At 56.9% G+C, this 16,342-nt stretch carries 13 protein-coding genes and 1 tRNA gene; 3 read left to right on the top strand and 11 right to left on the bottom strand.

All coding sequences use genetic code 11. The annotated features are described in order from the left end of the window. The first annotated feature begins 203 nt into the window (after positions 1-203). The gene (locus tag EBQ26_RS06305; RefSeq protein ID WP_122238160.1) at positions 204-815 is read left to right on the top strand and encodes a nitroreductase family protein; all 612 of its coding nucleotides are present in this window, start codon (positions 204-206) and stop codon (positions 813-815) included. Between the two features lie 394 nt (positions 816-1,209). Here the strand turns inward: EBQ26_RS06305 and EBQ26_RS06300 are convergent, their stop codons facing one another. Further along, positions 1,210-1,602 (bottom strand): GNAT family N-acetyltransferase, encoded by a 393-nt coding sequence (locus tag EBQ26_RS06300; RefSeq protein WP_238944188.1) that lies wholly within the window; start codon positions 1,600-1,602, stop codon positions 1,210-1,212. A gap of 48 nt (positions 1,603-1,650) precedes the next feature. Here EBQ26_RS06300 and EBQ26_RS06295 point away from each other — a divergent pair, with 48 nt between their 5' ends. Continuing rightward, the gene (locus EBQ26_RS06295; protein ID WP_122238158.1) at positions 1,651-2,421 is read left to right on the top strand and encodes an endonuclease/exonuclease/phosphatase family protein; all 771 of its coding nucleotides are present in this window, start codon (positions 1,651-1,653) and stop codon (positions 2,419-2,421) included. Positions 2,422-2,737: 316 nt separating this feature from the next. Continuing rightward, a complete protein-coding gene (locus EBQ26_RS12660) occupies positions 2,738-7,492 on the top strand; it encodes an isopeptide-forming domain-containing fimbrial protein (protein ID WP_238944187.1) in 4,755 nt (1,584 codons plus the stop codon). Positions 7,493-7,787: 295 nt separating this feature from the next. Here EBQ26_RS12660 and ispG read toward each other — a convergent pair whose 3' ends face one another. The 10 genes from ispG to EBQ26_RS06235 form a co-directional block, all read right to left on the bottom strand. Beyond that, positions 7,788-9,062, bottom strand: a complete 1,275-nt coding sequence (ispG, locus tag EBQ26_RS06275; RefSeq protein ID WP_122238211.1) for a flavodoxin-dependent (E)-4-hydroxy-3-methylbut-2-enyl-diphosphate synthase — start codon at positions 9,060-9,062, stop codon at positions 7,788-7,790. Between the two features lie 56 nt (positions 9,063-9,118). Next, complete coding sequence (locus EBQ26_RS06270; RefSeq protein ID WP_238944186.1) at positions 9,119-10,063, bottom strand: helix-turn-helix domain-containing protein; 945 nt, start codon at positions 10,061-10,063, stop codon at positions 9,119-9,121. Then, a complete protein-coding gene (pilW, locus tag EBQ26_RS06265; protein WP_238944185.1) occupies positions 10,056-10,829 on the bottom strand; it encodes a type IV pilus biogenesis/stability protein PilW in 774 nt (257 codons plus the stop codon). The genes EBQ26_RS06270 and pilW overlap by 8 nt, the downstream gene beginning before the upstream one ends. 72 nt (positions 10,830-10,901) lie before the next feature. Next, positions 10,902-12,029, bottom strand: coding sequence for a 23S rRNA (adenine(2503)-C(2))-methyltransferase RlmN (rlmN, locus tag EBQ26_RS06260; RefSeq protein ID WP_122238154.1), 1,128 nt, complete (start codon positions 12,027-12,029; stop codon positions 10,902-10,904). A 160-nt stretch (positions 12,030-12,189) separates the two neighbouring features. Continuing rightward, positions 12,190-12,615 carry a nucleoside-diphosphate kinase gene (ndk, locus tag EBQ26_RS06255; RefSeq protein ID WP_122238153.1) on the bottom strand — a complete coding sequence of 142 codons (426 nt, stop codon included), beginning with the start codon at positions 12,613-12,615 and terminating at the stop codon, positions 12,190-12,192. Between the two features lie 97 nt (positions 12,616-12,712). Continuing rightward, entirely contained in the window at positions 12,713-13,762 is a 1,050-nt protein-coding gene (gene rluB, locus EBQ26_RS06250) for a 23S rRNA pseudouridine(2605) synthase RluB (protein WP_390614175.1), read from the bottom strand. A 134-nt stretch (positions 13,763-13,896) separates the two neighbouring features. After that, positions 13,897-14,631, bottom strand: a complete 735-nt coding sequence (scpB, locus tag EBQ26_RS06245) for an SMC-Scp complex subunit ScpB (protein ID WP_390614174.1) — start codon at positions 14,629-14,631, stop codon at positions 13,897-13,899. Between the two features lie 110 nt (positions 14,632-14,741). Beyond that, positions 14,742-15,140 (bottom strand): hypothetical protein, encoded by a 399-nt coding sequence (locus tag EBQ26_RS12655; protein ID WP_147474015.1) that lies wholly within the window; start codon positions 15,138-15,140, stop codon positions 14,742-14,744. Positions 15,141-15,347: 207 nt separating this feature from the next. Then, a tRNA-Asn gene (locus tag EBQ26_RS06240) sits at positions 15,348-15,423 on the bottom strand. A gap of 49 nt (positions 15,424-15,472) precedes the next feature. Further along, positions 15,473-16,135 (bottom strand): GntR family transcriptional regulator, encoded by a 663-nt coding sequence (locus EBQ26_RS06235; protein ID WP_122238150.1) that lies wholly within the window; start codon positions 16,133-16,135, stop codon positions 15,473-15,475. Between the last annotated feature and the right edge of the window lie 207 nt (positions 16,136-16,342).

Raw genomic sequence — 16,342 nt, 5'->3', positions numbered from 1 at the left:
CCCATCAGCGCATTCCATGCTGCTCTCGCTGCGGGAAGCAAGGCATAGCACACACCAAGGCAGCATTCCTTCTCTAGAACACTGAGTTTCTTGCACCAGGCCACACCAATTTAAGAAAACGCCCTATGATTCGCCCCGGCTCATCGACACTCTATTGAAAGAGGAAAGAGCAATCCTTTCATTGAAATTCAGTTCGGAAAAATATGTCTAACCTGCAATCTCTGCAACACAACGCTGAAACCCGCCGCTCTATTTATGCTCTGGGCAAGAATTTGCCCATTAGTAATGAGCAGGTTGTAAAAATCGTCGAGCATGCGCTTCAGCACACACCTTCGGCTTTTAACTCTCAATCGACCCGTGCATTGGTTCTTTTTGGTTCTGAGCATGAGAAGTTGTGGGACCTCACCAAAGAGGAGTTGCGCAAAATTGTCCCAGCAGACAACTTTCCTGCCACCGAAGAGCGGATTAATGGCTTTAAAGCCGCTGCTGGCAGCGTCCTCTTTTTTGAAGATCAGGAAGTCGTCAAAGGCCTGCAAGAAAAGTTCGCCCTGTACGCTGAAAACTTCCCAATTTGGAGCGAACAAACCAATGCCATGCACCAATATGCCATTTGGACGGCACTGGCTTGCGCTGAGGTAGGCGCCAACTTGCAACACTACAATCCGCTCATTGACGCGCAAGTGTCCCAGAATTGGGATATTCCCAGCAATTGGAAATTGCGCGCGCAATTGGTCTTCGGCAACGTACTCGCTCCCGCTGGGCAAAAAGATTTTGCTCCAATGGAGAGCCGATTGAAAGTATATGGGGCTAATTGAATTGGCCACACACTTTCTCTAGCCCAATACACACTTCGAAATTCGGCTGATATTGCCCCTTATCCTTCCTCGCGCTTTCCAATGGATTAAGTTTTTTTCTTGGAAAGCAAAGCGCTTGGAAGTGATAGCGCCCTATAAAAAGCCCTCAAACGTCTGGCTCTGCGCAAGACATTTGAGGGCTTTCTCTTTGGCTCCAGAGGCGCGATAGCCCGCTCATAAATCGGGTTCTGGCTTGATCAAAAATGACTGTTTTGCTGCGAGCATGCAGGCAACAAAGCCAGCCTCTTCAATAGATTAACACATATTACAAATCAAAGGAAAAATGAAATCAATAAAAACACGCCGAAGAATGGATAAATTTTATCCCATTGATCTGTAAAAAATCACCCCAAGGTTACACTGGGCAACGCAAAGACTGCCATTGCGGCTTGCGCTGCAAATAGGCTTCGATAAACGAGCAAGCGGGCACGACGCACTGGCCTGCCGCCTGGATATCCTCCAGCGCAGCCTGAGCCAACAAGCTTGCCAAACCTTGCCCGTTGTATTCAGGTTGAACCACGGTATGCGGCAGCACCACTTGGTTGCCCCGGATTTCATAATCAGCAAAGCCTGCGACAGTGCCGTCATCCAACAAAACCTCATAGCGCTGGGCTTCTTCATTTTTACGTACGGTTGGCATAGCAATCTCCTTGATGAGAGTAGAGGGAAAGTTCAGGGCGATTATCACGCGATGACGCCAACAGCCTGTAATCGGGCATTCCACCAGGCCTTCAATGAGAAAATGCACTCGCCATTTTTTCCTTGCCCCCCAACCGAAATTTCTTCAAGCCAAGCCATGAGTGCGTTCGCCCACGCCGAAAACGCCAGCACGCCAACCGTACTGCGCGTTGCGACTTACAACATCCACAAGGGGGTACAGGGAATGGGGCCTCTGAGCCGGCTGGAAATTGGCAACCTGGCGCTGGCGGTGGAGCAACTCGATGCCGACATCATCTGCTTGCAAGAGGTGCGCAAAAACAATGCACGCGCTCAGGCCCGCTTTGCCCGCTGGCCTGAGCTGCCGCAGGCCGAATTTCTCGCGCCGCAGGGTTACGAAGCCGTCTATCACACCAACGCCATCACGCGCCACGGCGAGCACGGCAATGCGGTGCTGACGCGCTGGCCGGTATTGCATTCACAACAAAGGGACATTTCCGACCATCGTCTGGAGCAGCGCGGCATTTTGCATGCAGGCATCGACGTCGGCGGCTGCGTGGTGCATGTGCTGGCGGTGCACCTTGGGCTGATCCATATCAGCCGCTTACGCCAAATCGCCATGATTTGTGAATTCGTACGTGACGAAGTGCCTGCGCACGAGCCCGTCATCATCGCGGGCGACTTCAATGACTGGGGATCACAGACTGGCTTGCTGCTGCGCGAGACAGGCTTTGTGGAATACGACGGCGCACGCGCCTTGACCTACCCCTCACGCCTGCCGCTGGTACAGCTCGACCGCATTTTCGTGCGCGGGCTAAAGCCCCAATCCATTTTCGTCCCGCGCGGGCGAGTGTGGTGGCGCATGTCCGACCATTTACCTTTGGTGGCGGATTTCTCTTTTCTATTATAAATCAATAAGCAATAAATATAGCCACTGTAGGCAATTATTTATTGACATCGAATTTCCTATAAAAATAAACAAGGGCAATAAAGCATCGCAGCGGCAAGCCGCCTGTTCGCACGCTCGGCACGTGGGTACAAATGGTTTCGCAGGGCTACTAGCGCCACCTGATGCCACCCCCCCATCGCTGCGGCAAAGCTCTTAACGCGCACCATAAATTTCCTTACAAATCAAAGGGCTGTGTTGAATATTTAAGGTTCTATGTATGAAAATGTATCGGCCCAATATAATCGGGCGGCTTAAATCAAAAAAAGGAAAACCTGACATGTCCCGTTTTGGTCATTTCCTGCGTCGGCCCTTGGTAGGGGCTTGCGCAGGCTTTTTGGCGGCGGTTTCTGCAACGCCAGCCCAAGCGGCTTCGGTGGATTTGATTTCCACCATCACCGTGCCGGCCAGCTTGCAAACGCTCACGCCATTCAACATCACACTGAGTTACTCCAACGCACAACCTGGCAGCGAAGCGACGGATGCGGTTATCAGCACGCCCTTGCCTGCCAACTTGTTCAACGTCAGCGTGGTGGGCGTTACTGCCAGTCACGGCGCAACATGCCCTGACGTAAGCGATTTCACCCACGTGCCCGCAGGCGTCACGGCCAATGGAGCTCCCGCCGTGCAGGCGGTGATCCCGAAACTGCCTACCAGCGGCAAGTGCGAGGTGGTTCTGGGCGCCACCGTACTCAAGCCAGGTTCCTATACGTTCGGCACCACAATCGATGCCGCTGCGGGCGATAGCGAGACGCTGCCTAATACCAACCCGTCTTCCACCAATTTGTCGATACCAGCCAGAGGCATTCAAATTGGCATCAAGAAAGAAGTTGTTAGCGGCGCCACCCCAGCGGGCACAGGCCCTGGCGGCATTCCCCGCTTCGAAGCCAATGGCTGGGACATCGTTTACCGGCTGACCTACACCAATGATTCCGACGTGGATTTGCCCATCGGCGTGACTCAGGATCAATGGCGTGATCAGGAGCAAATCAACTCCAGCACACGCCCAAGGGATGCGACATCCTCGGACATTTCCTGTACCCCCAGCGACGCGGGTTCTGTGTGCCCCGGAATCATCCAGGGTAACAACAACTTTGCGCTGGGTTCAGGCACGCCCTTGGTTTTCCAAACGACCAATGCGCTGCTCAAGGCCCATTCCAAGATGGTGATCGAGTACAAGCGTACTTACACACCACCCGCATGCGGCCAGTTGGTTCTGACCAATGCTGCAAGCTGGCGCCCCGATCCCGCCCTCAAGCCATTCGTACCAGATTATGTAGAGGGCATAGATGGCGAATCGCGCGTACAACTGGTATTCCAGGAACCACAGCCCTGCACTGGCTTGCATGTCCAATGGGACGCAGAGAAAACGCTGGATCGCATCACCAAAAAAGATGGCACGCCTGTGCCCCCCACGAGTGGCAAGAACATCATTCGCGAGGATGGGGACGCAGCCCATTTCACCATCACGCTTACCGGTGATAACCAACGTGAAGTGCCGCTACGCTTGGATGACCTGTACCGCAACTCCAGTGCCGGCTCCAACCATCCAACTTTCTTTCCAGCCCTGGTTGCTGGCCCCGGAAGTCTGCCCAGCGTGCGCTACAGCGTCTTCGTAGATGGATGTGAGGCCACAGGCGCTGCGGGCGCAGCGTGCCCTGGTGGAGTATGGGCAGGCCCTTACCCCAAGAAGATTAGGGAAAACATCCCCGCCAACAGCAACTACGGCGGTCTGAGCGGTGTTCAATTCATGCTGGCCCCCAAAGCCGTGGTGAAGCTCAAGCTGCGCGTGGTTTACCACATTGACCACCCCGATCCCGCCAGCGGCTTGAAACTGTGCCGTGCAAACTTGGACAGTATGGTCAATACCATGTCGGCCGCGGTCGTCCAAGATGGCGCCTTGGCCAATGGGAGCATCTACACTGGCGTTACAAAGCGTGACCGGATGAGCGCGCCACTGGAACTGTTGAGCGACAACACCCCACGCTGCACCAATTTGACGGCGGCGAAAACAGTCAATAACACATCGGTAGCTTCGAACCAGGAGCTGGAGTTCACGCTCACCTACAGCAATAGCACCGCAACAGATGCCAAAATCAACACCCACTCGTTGAATGCCGAAGTCAACCCCATCCTGAACGCACGCGTAACGGATACATTGGGTAAAAACTTCATCCCCTCTACGGTTAGTTGCGCCAAATTGGAAGGTGAAGCAGTAGCGCCAACCGTTTCCCTGGCCAACATCACGGGAGCGGACAACACATTTGCGGCCGAGATCCCCAGCATGCACAGTGGGGGCAAAGTGCAATGCGTTATCAAAGGCAAAGTGACGGTGCCTGGCACTTATGAAAACACCACTGAAATCAGCCTGCCGCAAGGTTCCAACCTGACTGAAACCACCTTGGGAGACAACTTCGGAAAGCAGAACTACGGCATCATTGGCCCTCAACTTGTGCTGCAAAAAACGGCCAACCCCACTCAAGTTGCCGTTGGTGACCCTGCCACCTTCACTGTCGTGCTTCAAAACGTCAGCACCGAAGCTGCTCTGAACACACGATTCACAGATCCAGCCACCACGGGATTGGACAACATTGCATGGAGCTGCGTGGCTGCCGCCGGGGCCACATGTCCTGCCGCCAATGGCAATGGCGCAATCGACCACACCCTTCCATCCATTCCTGCTGGCGGCCAGTTGACCTACACCGTTACAGGAACGCTGGCAGCGGCATCCGTAACCAACACAGCCAGAGTGCATCCCCCTGCGGGAGGAGGCTGCCGCTTGGAAGGGGAAACGACAATGAACCCTGGCCCCTGTGAGGCCACAGCCACTGTCACATCTCCCACCCCACCCACGCCCAAGGTGGCCGTAACTAAAACGGCTCATCCTGCCGCAGGCACATCTGTAGCCATCGGTGGAGCCATTACTTACACCCTCACGGCTCAGGTTGCCATAGCCCCTACGGCCAACGAGTTGGTATTGACAGATACCCCCAGTGCGCATCTGACCATTGATCCTGCCAGCTTCACTGCCCCTGCAGGAGGCAGTTGTGAGCTGGGCGCAGGCGCAAACGCAGGCAAGCTGATTTGCAAGTTGCCCGCTGGCGCCGCAATTGGCAATCACACTTTCAGCTACGAAGCGAAAGTCGCTGCAGGAGCCACTGGCTCGATTGCCAACCACTTGGTGCCTACAGGCGGAGATAACCCTACATGTGCCGCCCCAACCGATTGCGCAGTAAATCACACGGTTTTGGCGCCTGCACCCCAGCCCAAAGTGACCGTAGCCAAAACGGCTAACCCGGCTAATGGCAGTAACGTAGCGCATGGCAACGTCGTGACTTATACAGTAGCAGTCACGGTGACTAATCTCGCCACGACAGCGCCAGTCACACTGACCGACACACTCAGTACAGGTTTGAGTTTGCAAGGCAACCCCACCGTTCCTGCGGGGGGCAGTTGCAATGCCGCAGGCCAGGTTTTGACCTGCCAGCTGGCCGCAGGTGCCGCTATTGGCGTACATACCTTTAGCTATCAAGCCAAAGTGGAGACAACAGCGACTGGCCAAGTCAGCAACACCGTTGCCGTCACCGGCCCCAACACAGATGCACGAACCTGCGCAGCGGGCTGCACCACTACGCATCCAGTCACAGTTACGCCGCCGCCACCACCACCACCACCACCACCACCACCACCACCACCGCCTCCACCGTCGGCCACTTCTAAAGTGATGGTGTCCAAGAGCGCCAATCCGGCTGCTGGCACGGCTGTGGCAGCCAATGAGCAAATTGCTTACGCCATCAATGTGCGAGTAGCTGAGGCTGCCACAACGGGGGTGTTGACGCTGACAGACACCTTAGGCGCAGGTTTGCGTTTTGTGGAAGGCTCTTTCCAAACTCCCGCAGGTGGCAAATGCCAAGCAACAGGGCAAACGCTCCGTTGTGAACTTGCGGCAGGAGCCGCCGTGGGTGCACACACCTTCCGCTACCAGGCCAAGGTGGATGCTCAAGCTACTGGCACGCTGAATAATCGCGTGACAGCCAATGGCATTGACAAGCCTGCCTGCACGGAATGCCAGGTGAGCCATCCGATTGCCACGGTTCCTGCACCTGTCGTCAAGGTCAGCAAGAGCGCCACTCCAGCTGCGGGTAGCGCTGTGCCAGCAGGCACGGTCCTCACTTATGCTCTCAAAGTGAAAGTGGAGAAGGGGCCAACCAAAGACAAGGTTACATTGACCGACACCCTGGATGCTGGCTTGCTCTACGTAGACGGTTCATTCAGCGTGCCCGCAGGCGCTACGTGCAGTGCAGCAGGGCAGGTTCTCACTTGTGAACTGGCTGCTGGCGCCGCTACGGGTGAACACCTCTTCACCTATCAGGCCAAAGTGCGTGATGGAGTCACAGGCTCTTTGAACAACACTGTTGTTGCTGCAGGGGCCGATCAGCCTCGCTGCACAGGCGCAGGCGATTGCCAGACGACCCACCAAGTGACACCTCCCACCGTGCCACCGCCTGCAACAACCCCAGCCGTAACTGTCAAGAAGAGCGCCACCCCTGGCAGCGGCAGCACTGTTGCCGTGGGCAGCCTCATTACTTACACGCTGGATGTCACAATCGCCCAAGCACCAACGACAGACAAAGTGACACTCAAAGATACCTTGGGCGCTGGCTTGGATTACGTGCACAACTCATTCGTTACACCTGCAGGCGGAACTTGCAGCGCCGCTGGCCAGTTGCTGACGTGCGAATTGGCCGCTGGCACAGCCGTAGGCTCGTACATCTTCCAGTACCAAGCCCGCGTACGCTCGGCCACAGAAAAGCTGGACAACATCGTTGTGCCACATGGCGCTGTGCTGGATAGCCCAAGCTGCACCAGCGCCAATGATTGCCAAACATCGCACAAAGCCCTGCCTTTGACGCCTCCCGCAACAGGCGGATCGGTTACGCCAGTACCTGGCAACGCCCCGTGGGCGATGCTGCTGGCGATGCTGGCTCTGCTGGGGCTGGGGTATCGCTATCAAGCGCATCGAGGCCCACGCTAATAAGTGGTAAGCAAAAAAGCCCAGCCCGCCAGGCTGGGCCCCTAGCACAAAGCCCCTGTAAGGTCCAACCTCACAGGGGCTTATTTCATGCCGCTAGTTAATAGGGGGATTCAACTTCCAACAGCCTCGACCGTTTGCTCACGCCCAAAACAAAACAGCCATTTCCGCAGCAATGGCGGTATTGGCCACTTGCGCCGCAATCGAATAAGCCAATCAAAGCAAAACCAACCTTTTGCCCATCAAGCCTAAACAAGGCAATTTATTTTCTTTTGAATTGTAAACTCAAAAGAAAAATTCACCCCGCCACAGCGCCATAACGCTTTTCCACATACTCGCTGACGACGCGGTGGAACTGCTGGGCGATGTCCTCGCCCTTGAGGTGCATGGCTTTTTCGCCGTCGATGAAAACGGGGGCTGAGGGAGCTTCACCGTTACCGGGCAGGCTGATGCCGATGTCGGCGTGCTTGCTCTCGCCCGGGCCGTTGACGATGCAGCCCATGACGGCCACCTTCATGTTCTCCACGCCCGGATAGCGCGCCCGCCACAGCGGCATTTGCGCGCGCAAAAAATCGTCGATCTGCTTGGCCAGCTCCTGGAAGGTGGTGCTGGTGGTGCGCCCGCAGCCCGGGCAGGCGGTGACGCTGGGCACAAAGGTGCGCAGGCCCAAGGCCTGGAGGATTTCAGCGGCAACCACGACCTCCTGTGTGCGCGCCTCGCCTGGCTGGGGCGTGAGGCTGACGCGGATGGTGTCGCCAATGCCTTCCTGCAATAGCAGCGACAGCGCCGCAGCCGAGGCCACGGTGCCTTTGGCACCCATGCCCGCTTCAGTCAAGCCCAGGTGCAGCGGGTAGTTGCAGCGGCGCGAAAGCTCACGATACACAGCCACCAAGTCCTGCACACTGCTGACCTTGCAGGAGAGCACGATCTGCCCGGCGGCCATGCCCAGCTTCTGGGCTTTTTGCGCCGAGTCGATGGCTGAAGAAATCAAGGCTTCATACATGACCTGGCGCGTGTCCCAGGGCTGGGCGCGCTGCAGGTTTTCATCCATCAAGCGCGCCAGAAGCTCCTGATCCAGGCTGCCCCAGTTCACGCCAATGCGCACGGGCTTGTCCCACTTCAGTGCGGCCTCGATCATCTGGCCGAACTGGATGTCGTGGCGCGCGCCCTTGCCCACGTTGCCGGGGTTAATGCGGTATTTGGACAGGGCCTGGGCGCAATCGGGGAAGTCGCTCAGCAGCTTGTGACCGTTGAAGTGGAAGTCGCCCACCAGCGGCACGTGCACGCCCATGCGGTCGAGCTGCTCGCGGATGTGCGGCACGGCCTCGGCGGCCTTGTTGGTGTTGACGGTGATGCGCACCAGCTCCGAGCCGGCCTGCGCCAGCTCCTTGACCTGGATGGCCGTGGCGATGGCGTCCTCGGTGTCGGTGTTGGTCATGGACTGGATGCGTACCGGCGCGCCACCGCCAATCGTGACGACGTGCTCGCCCCAACGCACCTGCGCTTGCAGGGAATGGTGCGGACGTGGCTCGGAAAGCGGGATGGGGGTGCCACCAGTCCGGCCCAAAACCATTGGCGCCGACAACGGCTCCGGGTGCACCTGGGGCTGGCCAAGCATCGCGTCCTCACTCACGGCGACACCTCAAAGCGCGCCACATTGCCGCGCGCAAAGGGCTGGACGTCAAAAGGCTGGCCTTTGACGACAACCTTGACGGCATCGACCCGACCGATTTCCACCCGCAAAGGCGGCGGATTGGTGATCGCAATCTCGCGCCCCTTGGGCAAGGTGCTTTGGTGCAGGATGGCATTGGAAGCATCGCGAATTTGCACCCAGACAGGCTCTTGCGCGGAAATGCGAATGCTCTCGGCAGGAGCGGCAGGCTGTTCTTCCTGCACGGGCGGCTCGGCTACTGCTGCGGGGGCAGCTTCAGTGGGCTCGCTGGCAGGCGCTTGCTCCTGGCCTGGCGTCAAAGCTGGGGCGAGGGTGCCACTCTCCGCAGACGCCGCCGCACTCAGCGCTGGGACCTGCACTTCCTGGCTGCTCAAATGGGGAGAACCAGATGCAATTTCGTGGCCGACGGAAGACTCGCCCCAGCCCATTTTGTGTTCGATTTGCGGCCAGAAAAACACGATGGCCGCCACGATGGACATGACGATCGCCAAAACAATCGCCGAGCCCGGGATGCCCGAGCGCACCGCAGGCTGCGAAGGCGTGGGCAATGCGGTGGATTTAAACGGCTGGTTAATCCCATCCGTGTCGCGCGCCAGCCGGGGCGAATGGACCTGCGGAAACAAAGCCATGACGGGCGCAGAGTCGTAGCCCAGGAGACGACAAATCGTCATGGCCAGCGCGCGGGTGAAGACCATATCCGGGAGCTGGCCGTAGTCATCACGCTCCAAGGCTTCGAGCTTGCCTGCAGGGATTTTGAGCACCGCGGCCAGCTCTTCCAAACTCACTTCGCGCTCTAGCCGGTAATGCCTCAGCCACGCTCCCGGCGTTTTCAAGGACTCCACCGAAGGGCGTTCCAAGCCCGTAGCGACCACGTCCATAGATGCAGATGCGTCTTCACTCATAAAAAGCGCCGCGTTCATAAAGAGTCGTTTCTCGTGCCTGGGGGAAGCGCTGCACCAGCGCACTACCCAACTCACGCACACCCAAGAGATTGCCCATGGCGTTCTCCACCTTAATGCCTAACCATAGGGTTTCCGCATTGGCCATGTCCGAGCTATTGAGCGGACGCAGATAAATCTGCGCCTGGCTGACTTGCCCTGCGTCGTAATGCATCTTGGCCAAGTTGTACGCCACCACAGGGTTGCGCGGATCCACCCTGTACGCCTGCTCCAGCGTGGCTACAGCGGCACGCGTTTGGCCCGCACCTTGCAAGCACAAACCTTTGGCCATCAACGTGCGAGCAGCAGCAGCCTGGCCGGGCATCGCCAGCACGCGGTCGAAATACGTGATGGCTTCGTCAAAACGGCGCAATTGGCACAGCAGCCCGCCATAGTTGTGCAGCACATCGGGATCGTTGCTCTTGGCACGCAAGATGCGAGAGAAATCGGCCTCTGCGCTGACATAGTCGCCCCGCTGTGCATGGGCCATGCCACGCACCATGTATGCATCGGTCAAGCCAGAGTCCAAAGCGAGCGCCTGGTTGGCCTCCTCAATGGCCACCTCATTACGCCCAACCCGCAGATACTCCGCCGCAAGCTCCAAACGCGTTTGCGCTGCGCGGCGCACATCCGCGCTCGATCGAGGCACGGTCAAAGCCCCATCTGCGCCAGGATGTACGGTGGAGGTCACCCGCGATGTTTCACAAGCGCTCAGTACACACGCCAGCATTGCCATCGCAATATGGCGCGTTCCACAACCCCATGCTTTTTTGCTCATCGCCCTATCTCCACAGATTCACCATCACAAAGGCACGGCATCGCGCTTGCGCTGCATGCGCACCACCGCTCTGGTGCGATCTTTCACTTCGCCTGCCAACTGGCCACAGGCTGCGTCGATGTCGTCCCCACGGGTTTTACGCACGGTCACCACCACTCCCGCATCAAGCAACACCTTGGCGAATGCCTGAACATCGTGCGGCGTAGAGCACACCAGCCCTGAATCGGGGAAAGGGTTAAATGGAATCAGATTGAGCTTGCACCAGCCTACACCCAGCCCATCCGTATTCAACAAGTCAAGCAAGGCTTGGGCATGCTCGGGCTGGTCGTTGACTCCTGCAAGCATGCAGTACTCAAAAGTGATGAAGTCGCGTGGCGCATACTGCAGGTAGCGTCGGCACGCTGCCATCAACTCGGCCAAAGGGTATTTCTTATTGAGCGGCACCAGCGAATCGCGCAGCGGATCCTGCGGTGCATGCAAGGAAACCGCCAAAGCAACAGGCACTTGCTGCGCCAGGCGATCCATCATCGGCACGATGCCCGAAGTCGATACTGTCACCCGTCGGCGCGACAAGCCGTAGCCGTTGTCATCCAGCATGGTGCGCAAGGCCGGAACCAGTTGCCCGAAATTCTGCAACGGCTCGCCCATCCCCATCATCACCACATTGCTGATTTGGCGTTCACTGGTTTTGTGGCGCCTGCGCAGCTCGTGCTCGGCATACCAAAGCTGCGCAACAATTTCTGCCGCCGTCAAATTGCGGCTGAATCCCTGATGCCCTGTAGAGCAAAAGCGGCAGCCAATTGCGCATCCTGCTTGTGAAGAAATGCATAGCGTCGCCCGGTCTTTCTCGGGGATAAAGACGGCTTCGACCGCATTCCCTTCCCCGACGTCAAACAACCATTTGATGGTGCCGTCGCGGGAAGCGCGCTCTGTCAGCACGGGAAGGGCTTGTATGTAAGCACACTCCGCCAGCTTGGCGCGCAAGGATTTGGCCAAATCGGACATGGCCTCGAAATCGGCTACCCCACGTTGGTGAATCCAACGATAAAGTTGCGTTGCGCGAAATTTTTTTTCGCCCAGCGCAGCACAAAATGCCACCAGACCCTCATGGTCTAGCCCAAGGAGGTTGGTTTTAGAAGGGGCGCTGTTCATATTGAAGCTGGGCGAACGGCACGTTACCAGGCAAAACCCAAGAACCTGTCAAGGGAAGCGAACTTGGGCAACCTTCACTACACATGCAAGAAGGCGACTTGCCCAAGCGCACCAAGATTCCCAACAGGCTTTGCTTCAGCCAGGTCAACGCGCACACCAATCAACGGGAATAAATATTCAGACCAGGGAAGAAGAAAGCCACTTCCACTGCAGCTGTTTCCGGAGCGTCGGAGCCATGCACAGCATTGGCATCAATGCTGTCTGCAAAGTCCGCACGGATGGTGCCTGCATCGGCCTTTTTCGGGTCGGTCGCCCCCATCAACTCACGATTTTTAGCAATGGCGTTCTCACCTTCCAGCACTTGAACCATGACTGGGCCGGAGATCATGAAGTCCACCAGATCCTTGAAAAACGGACGCTCTTTGTGCACAGCATAGAACTGCTCCGCTTCTTGGCGCGAAAGGTGAATCATGCGAGCGGCAGCAATCTTCAGGCCCGCATTCTCAAAACGAGCGTAGATCTGACCAATCACATTTTTGGCGACTGCGTCAGGTTTGATGATGGAGAGAGTGCGTTCGATAGCCATCGTTATGTTCCTTTTGGAGCTAAGTTGAAGAAAACCGCGCATTCTAACGACTTCGTATTACCCAAAGGCGGGGGCATGCGCTGACGCACCAGCGCCATCAGCGGGCGCGTTTCGCTTTTCCACGGCCTTTGCCCTTGCCCCGCTGGGCTTGGGGCTTGTAAATGCCAGCCTCACCAATGTACCCCTGCGAAGCGGATACGCCGCCTCGCCCGGCGAGCATCCGAACAGGCTTGCCAACGCTTTTAACCTCCGCCGCTGAGGATGGCGCAGACCGGCCGGCTCCAGTTTTTCGGTCCGGCACACGCCGCACCCTACCGCGGCCCATCGGCACAGGCGGCTCAAGCCCTACCTCATCCATTAAACGCGCCACGTCGGCATCAGGCAACTCATACCAAGCGCCTCGGCGCAAACCGCGCATCAACACCACACTGCCATAACGAATACGAATCAAGCGGCTGACGGCATGACCAACGGCCTCCATCATGCGACGCACTTCGCGGTTACGCCCCTCAGAAATCGTGACGCGGTACCACTGATTCACCCCTTCGCCCCCACCATCTTGGATAGAACCGAAAGCCGCTTCGCCATCTTCCAATTGCACCCCTTCAAGCAATTGGGCGCGCTCCTCATCGGAAAGCGCTCCGAGAATGCGCACGGCGTATTCGCGCTCTAAGCCGTAACGCGGATGCATCAAGCGATTAGCCAAATCGCCTGAATTGGTCAGCAGCAGCAGCCCCTCCGTGTTCAAGTCCAAACGGCCTACGGCTTGCCATTTGCCCACAGCCAAAGGCGGTAACTTTCGAAATACGGTTGGCCGACTTTGCGGGTCGTTGCGCGTCACCATTTCGCCCGCCAACTTGTGATAGGCCAAAACGCGCGTTGCTTGCTGCGCCATGCGCAGCCGCACCGGCTTGCCATTGACCTTGATCTGATCGCCCTGCTGCACACGCTGACCCACATGGGCCGGTTTGTCATTGACCATTACCCGCCCTTGGGCAATTAAGGCCTCCATCTCCACGCGCGAGCCTATACCTGCCTGCGCAAGCACCTTGTGCAGCTTGGGTTGCTGCATATCGGCTTGCAATACGCGTTTATGAGAATTTGCAGACTGTGCCTCTGCTGCTCCAACCAAAGTACAGGAGTTCAAAGGCGTTACGTCTTCAGCCCGCCTTGGCGAGGAACGCGGTGCTACCTTGCGAGGCGGAGACCGACGCTCTGCGCCACTGCGCGAAGCCGCGCCAAAACGACCGCCACGACCGGGGCGGGGTGATTGGGGATGTTTCATACGTTTTCCAAACTATGGGAATGCTCTGTTGTGGCTGTCATTGTCGTACAGCATGCAAGCGCATTCGCACGGCCCTGCCCTACCTCATCCTCGCCAGCAGCCCCTGCAAGCGACCGCGCTTCCACGCGAGCATCCGGCTGGATCTCCTCTTGCGCAGGCAGTGCTGCCTCTACGGTATTGGACACGGGGGAATCTATGCCCAATTGGCGCAACGTGTCCTCATTCATGGCATCGACTTCAGGCAAATCACGTAAAGACGCCAAACCCAAATCATCAAGAAACTGTGCCGTCGTCGCCAGCAACGCCGGGCGTCCCACCGACTCGCGGTGACCAATCACCTCAATCCAGCCCCGCTCTTCCAACTGCTTGATGATGTGGCTATTGACCGCTACGCCTCTTATCTCTTCAATGTCTCCGCGCGTAACGGGCTGCCGGTAGGCAATGACAGCCAATGTTTCCATAGCGGCACGAGAATAACGCGGCGTGCGCTCTGGCTCCAGCCGCCCCAAATAGGGCAATACGGCAGAACGACTTTGAAAACGCCAACCGCTGGCAACCTGCACCAATTCCAGACCACGCCGCTGCCAATCGTGTTGCAACTGCTCCAACCACGCCTGAATGTGCGTCTCCGTCACGGGCGCATCTTCGCCGAAAAGAGCTTGCAACTGCGACACACGCATAGGCTCCTGCGCACACAGCAAAGCAGCTTCAAGAACAGAAATAGGATCCACAGCGTGCGGACTTGCAATAATTCGCATAAAAATTAAATAAAAACTTCAAAATCTCTGCATCACTCTAATAAAAAAGCCACCCGAAAGTGGCTTTTTTATTGGAGACATATTCAGGGTTTCTTGCCCACCGGAAACGGCCACACTACCTGCGGCGCCAATGTCGTACGCACAGAACTTTCAGCAACTGTTTTGATTTTCTCAGCATCGATATTAGCTGATGTTCTATTCCTCACCTTACCAACTTTTTTCGCAGTAATCTGCTTCTTCGCCTTTGGCTTCGCCGCCTCATCGGCCAACTTGGGTGTTGCGTTTTTTTTCGGTATTTTCGCTACAGATGCCTTGGCCGAAACGCTTTTTTTTGCTGCGGTTCGCTTAGGCGCTGGATTTCCTATTTTTTGCCCTTCATCGGTATTTTTTTTCGCACGCTTTGCACCTGAAGACCCCATCGACCCCGCATTTTTTGCATTGCCATCCATTCTCTCACCGATATTTTTTTTCTCGTTCGCCATTCGTCTCTCCCGCTTTAAAGAGCAAATTACCTCATCCCCACGCTAAATAAGAATACCTCGATTTCAAATCAACCCTTCAATCTATCCTTATCAATCAGAAGCCCTGCAAAAGCAAAGCTTCGCCCGCCGCCGCGATCTCAAACGCTTTCTTGCTCTGAACGCGCATAAAAAAAGCAGACCGAACGGCCTGCTTTTTAACATAAGAATTGGCTCCCCGACCTGGGCTCGAACCAGGGACCTGCGGATTAACAGTCCGTCGCTCTACCGACTGAGCTATCGGGGATCAAGCTGCGCATTGTAGCGCAAAAACCGGAGCCAAAATTCAAAGACCTTCATGCATCCCGCAAAGGACGCGCAGCATCCAAGCCATTCATGATGTGCTGCGCCATATGCCTTCTGGCGGCATCGGGATCTTTTTCCTGCAGCGCTCGCATGATGGCGCGGTGCTCTTGCAGCGATTGCGCAATGCGCCCCTGTCGCAGCAGGGAGCTATGGCGGCGCAACTTCATGACTTTGCGCAAGTCGGCCACCATTTGCTGACGCCAGCGGTTGGCGGCCATTTCCAGCAAGCGCACATGAAACTCCTCATTGGCTTTGAAAAAAGCATCCGGATTGTGCGCATTGCGTTCAAGCCGCTCGTGAATGCGCTCAAGCGCCTCGTATTGCGCTGGGCTGGCATGCGCGGCCACAAAAGCGGCTGCGTCGGCCTCAAGCAGGCTGAGCATTTCGTAGACTTCCTGCAAGTCCTCCTCGTTGGTCTCAGCCACATAAGCGCCGCGGCGCATTTTCATCGTAATCAAGCCTTCTGCGGCCAGCACCTTGAGCGCTTCGCGCAAGGGCGTGCGGCTGATGCCCAACTCAGTCGCAATAGCCACTTCGTCAATCCAATCGCCAGGCTTAAGCGCCCGATTGGCGATGCGCTGGCGCAGCCAATCAGCCACATCCTCGTACAAGGCGCGGCGAGCAAGCTGGGGCGGAGGGAAAGCGGCGGGCATGAATGGGGCCTGATGCAGCTCATCAATGGCCTATGAGCGGGATTTGCAGACGTAGGCCTTAAATTATGCATTCATAATTACGAATGGCATACACTAGCGCGCCATAGTCGCTGGCGTATGAGGATCAAGCTCTTGCAAGCTTGTGCCGCTTTTCGCATCCCTGATGCGGCAGAAACATCTACGTCAAAACAGCCGCACCTTGTTCGC

This window comes from Allofranklinella schreckenbergeri, from assembly GCF_003703475.1.
Taxonomy (GTDB): domain Bacteria; phylum Pseudomonadota; class Gammaproteobacteria; order Burkholderiales; family Burkholderiaceae_C; genus Lampropedia; species Lampropedia schreckenbergeri.
Note: the sequence above shows the minus strand (reverse complement) of the source record. Positions and strands in the feature narration are given on the sequence as shown.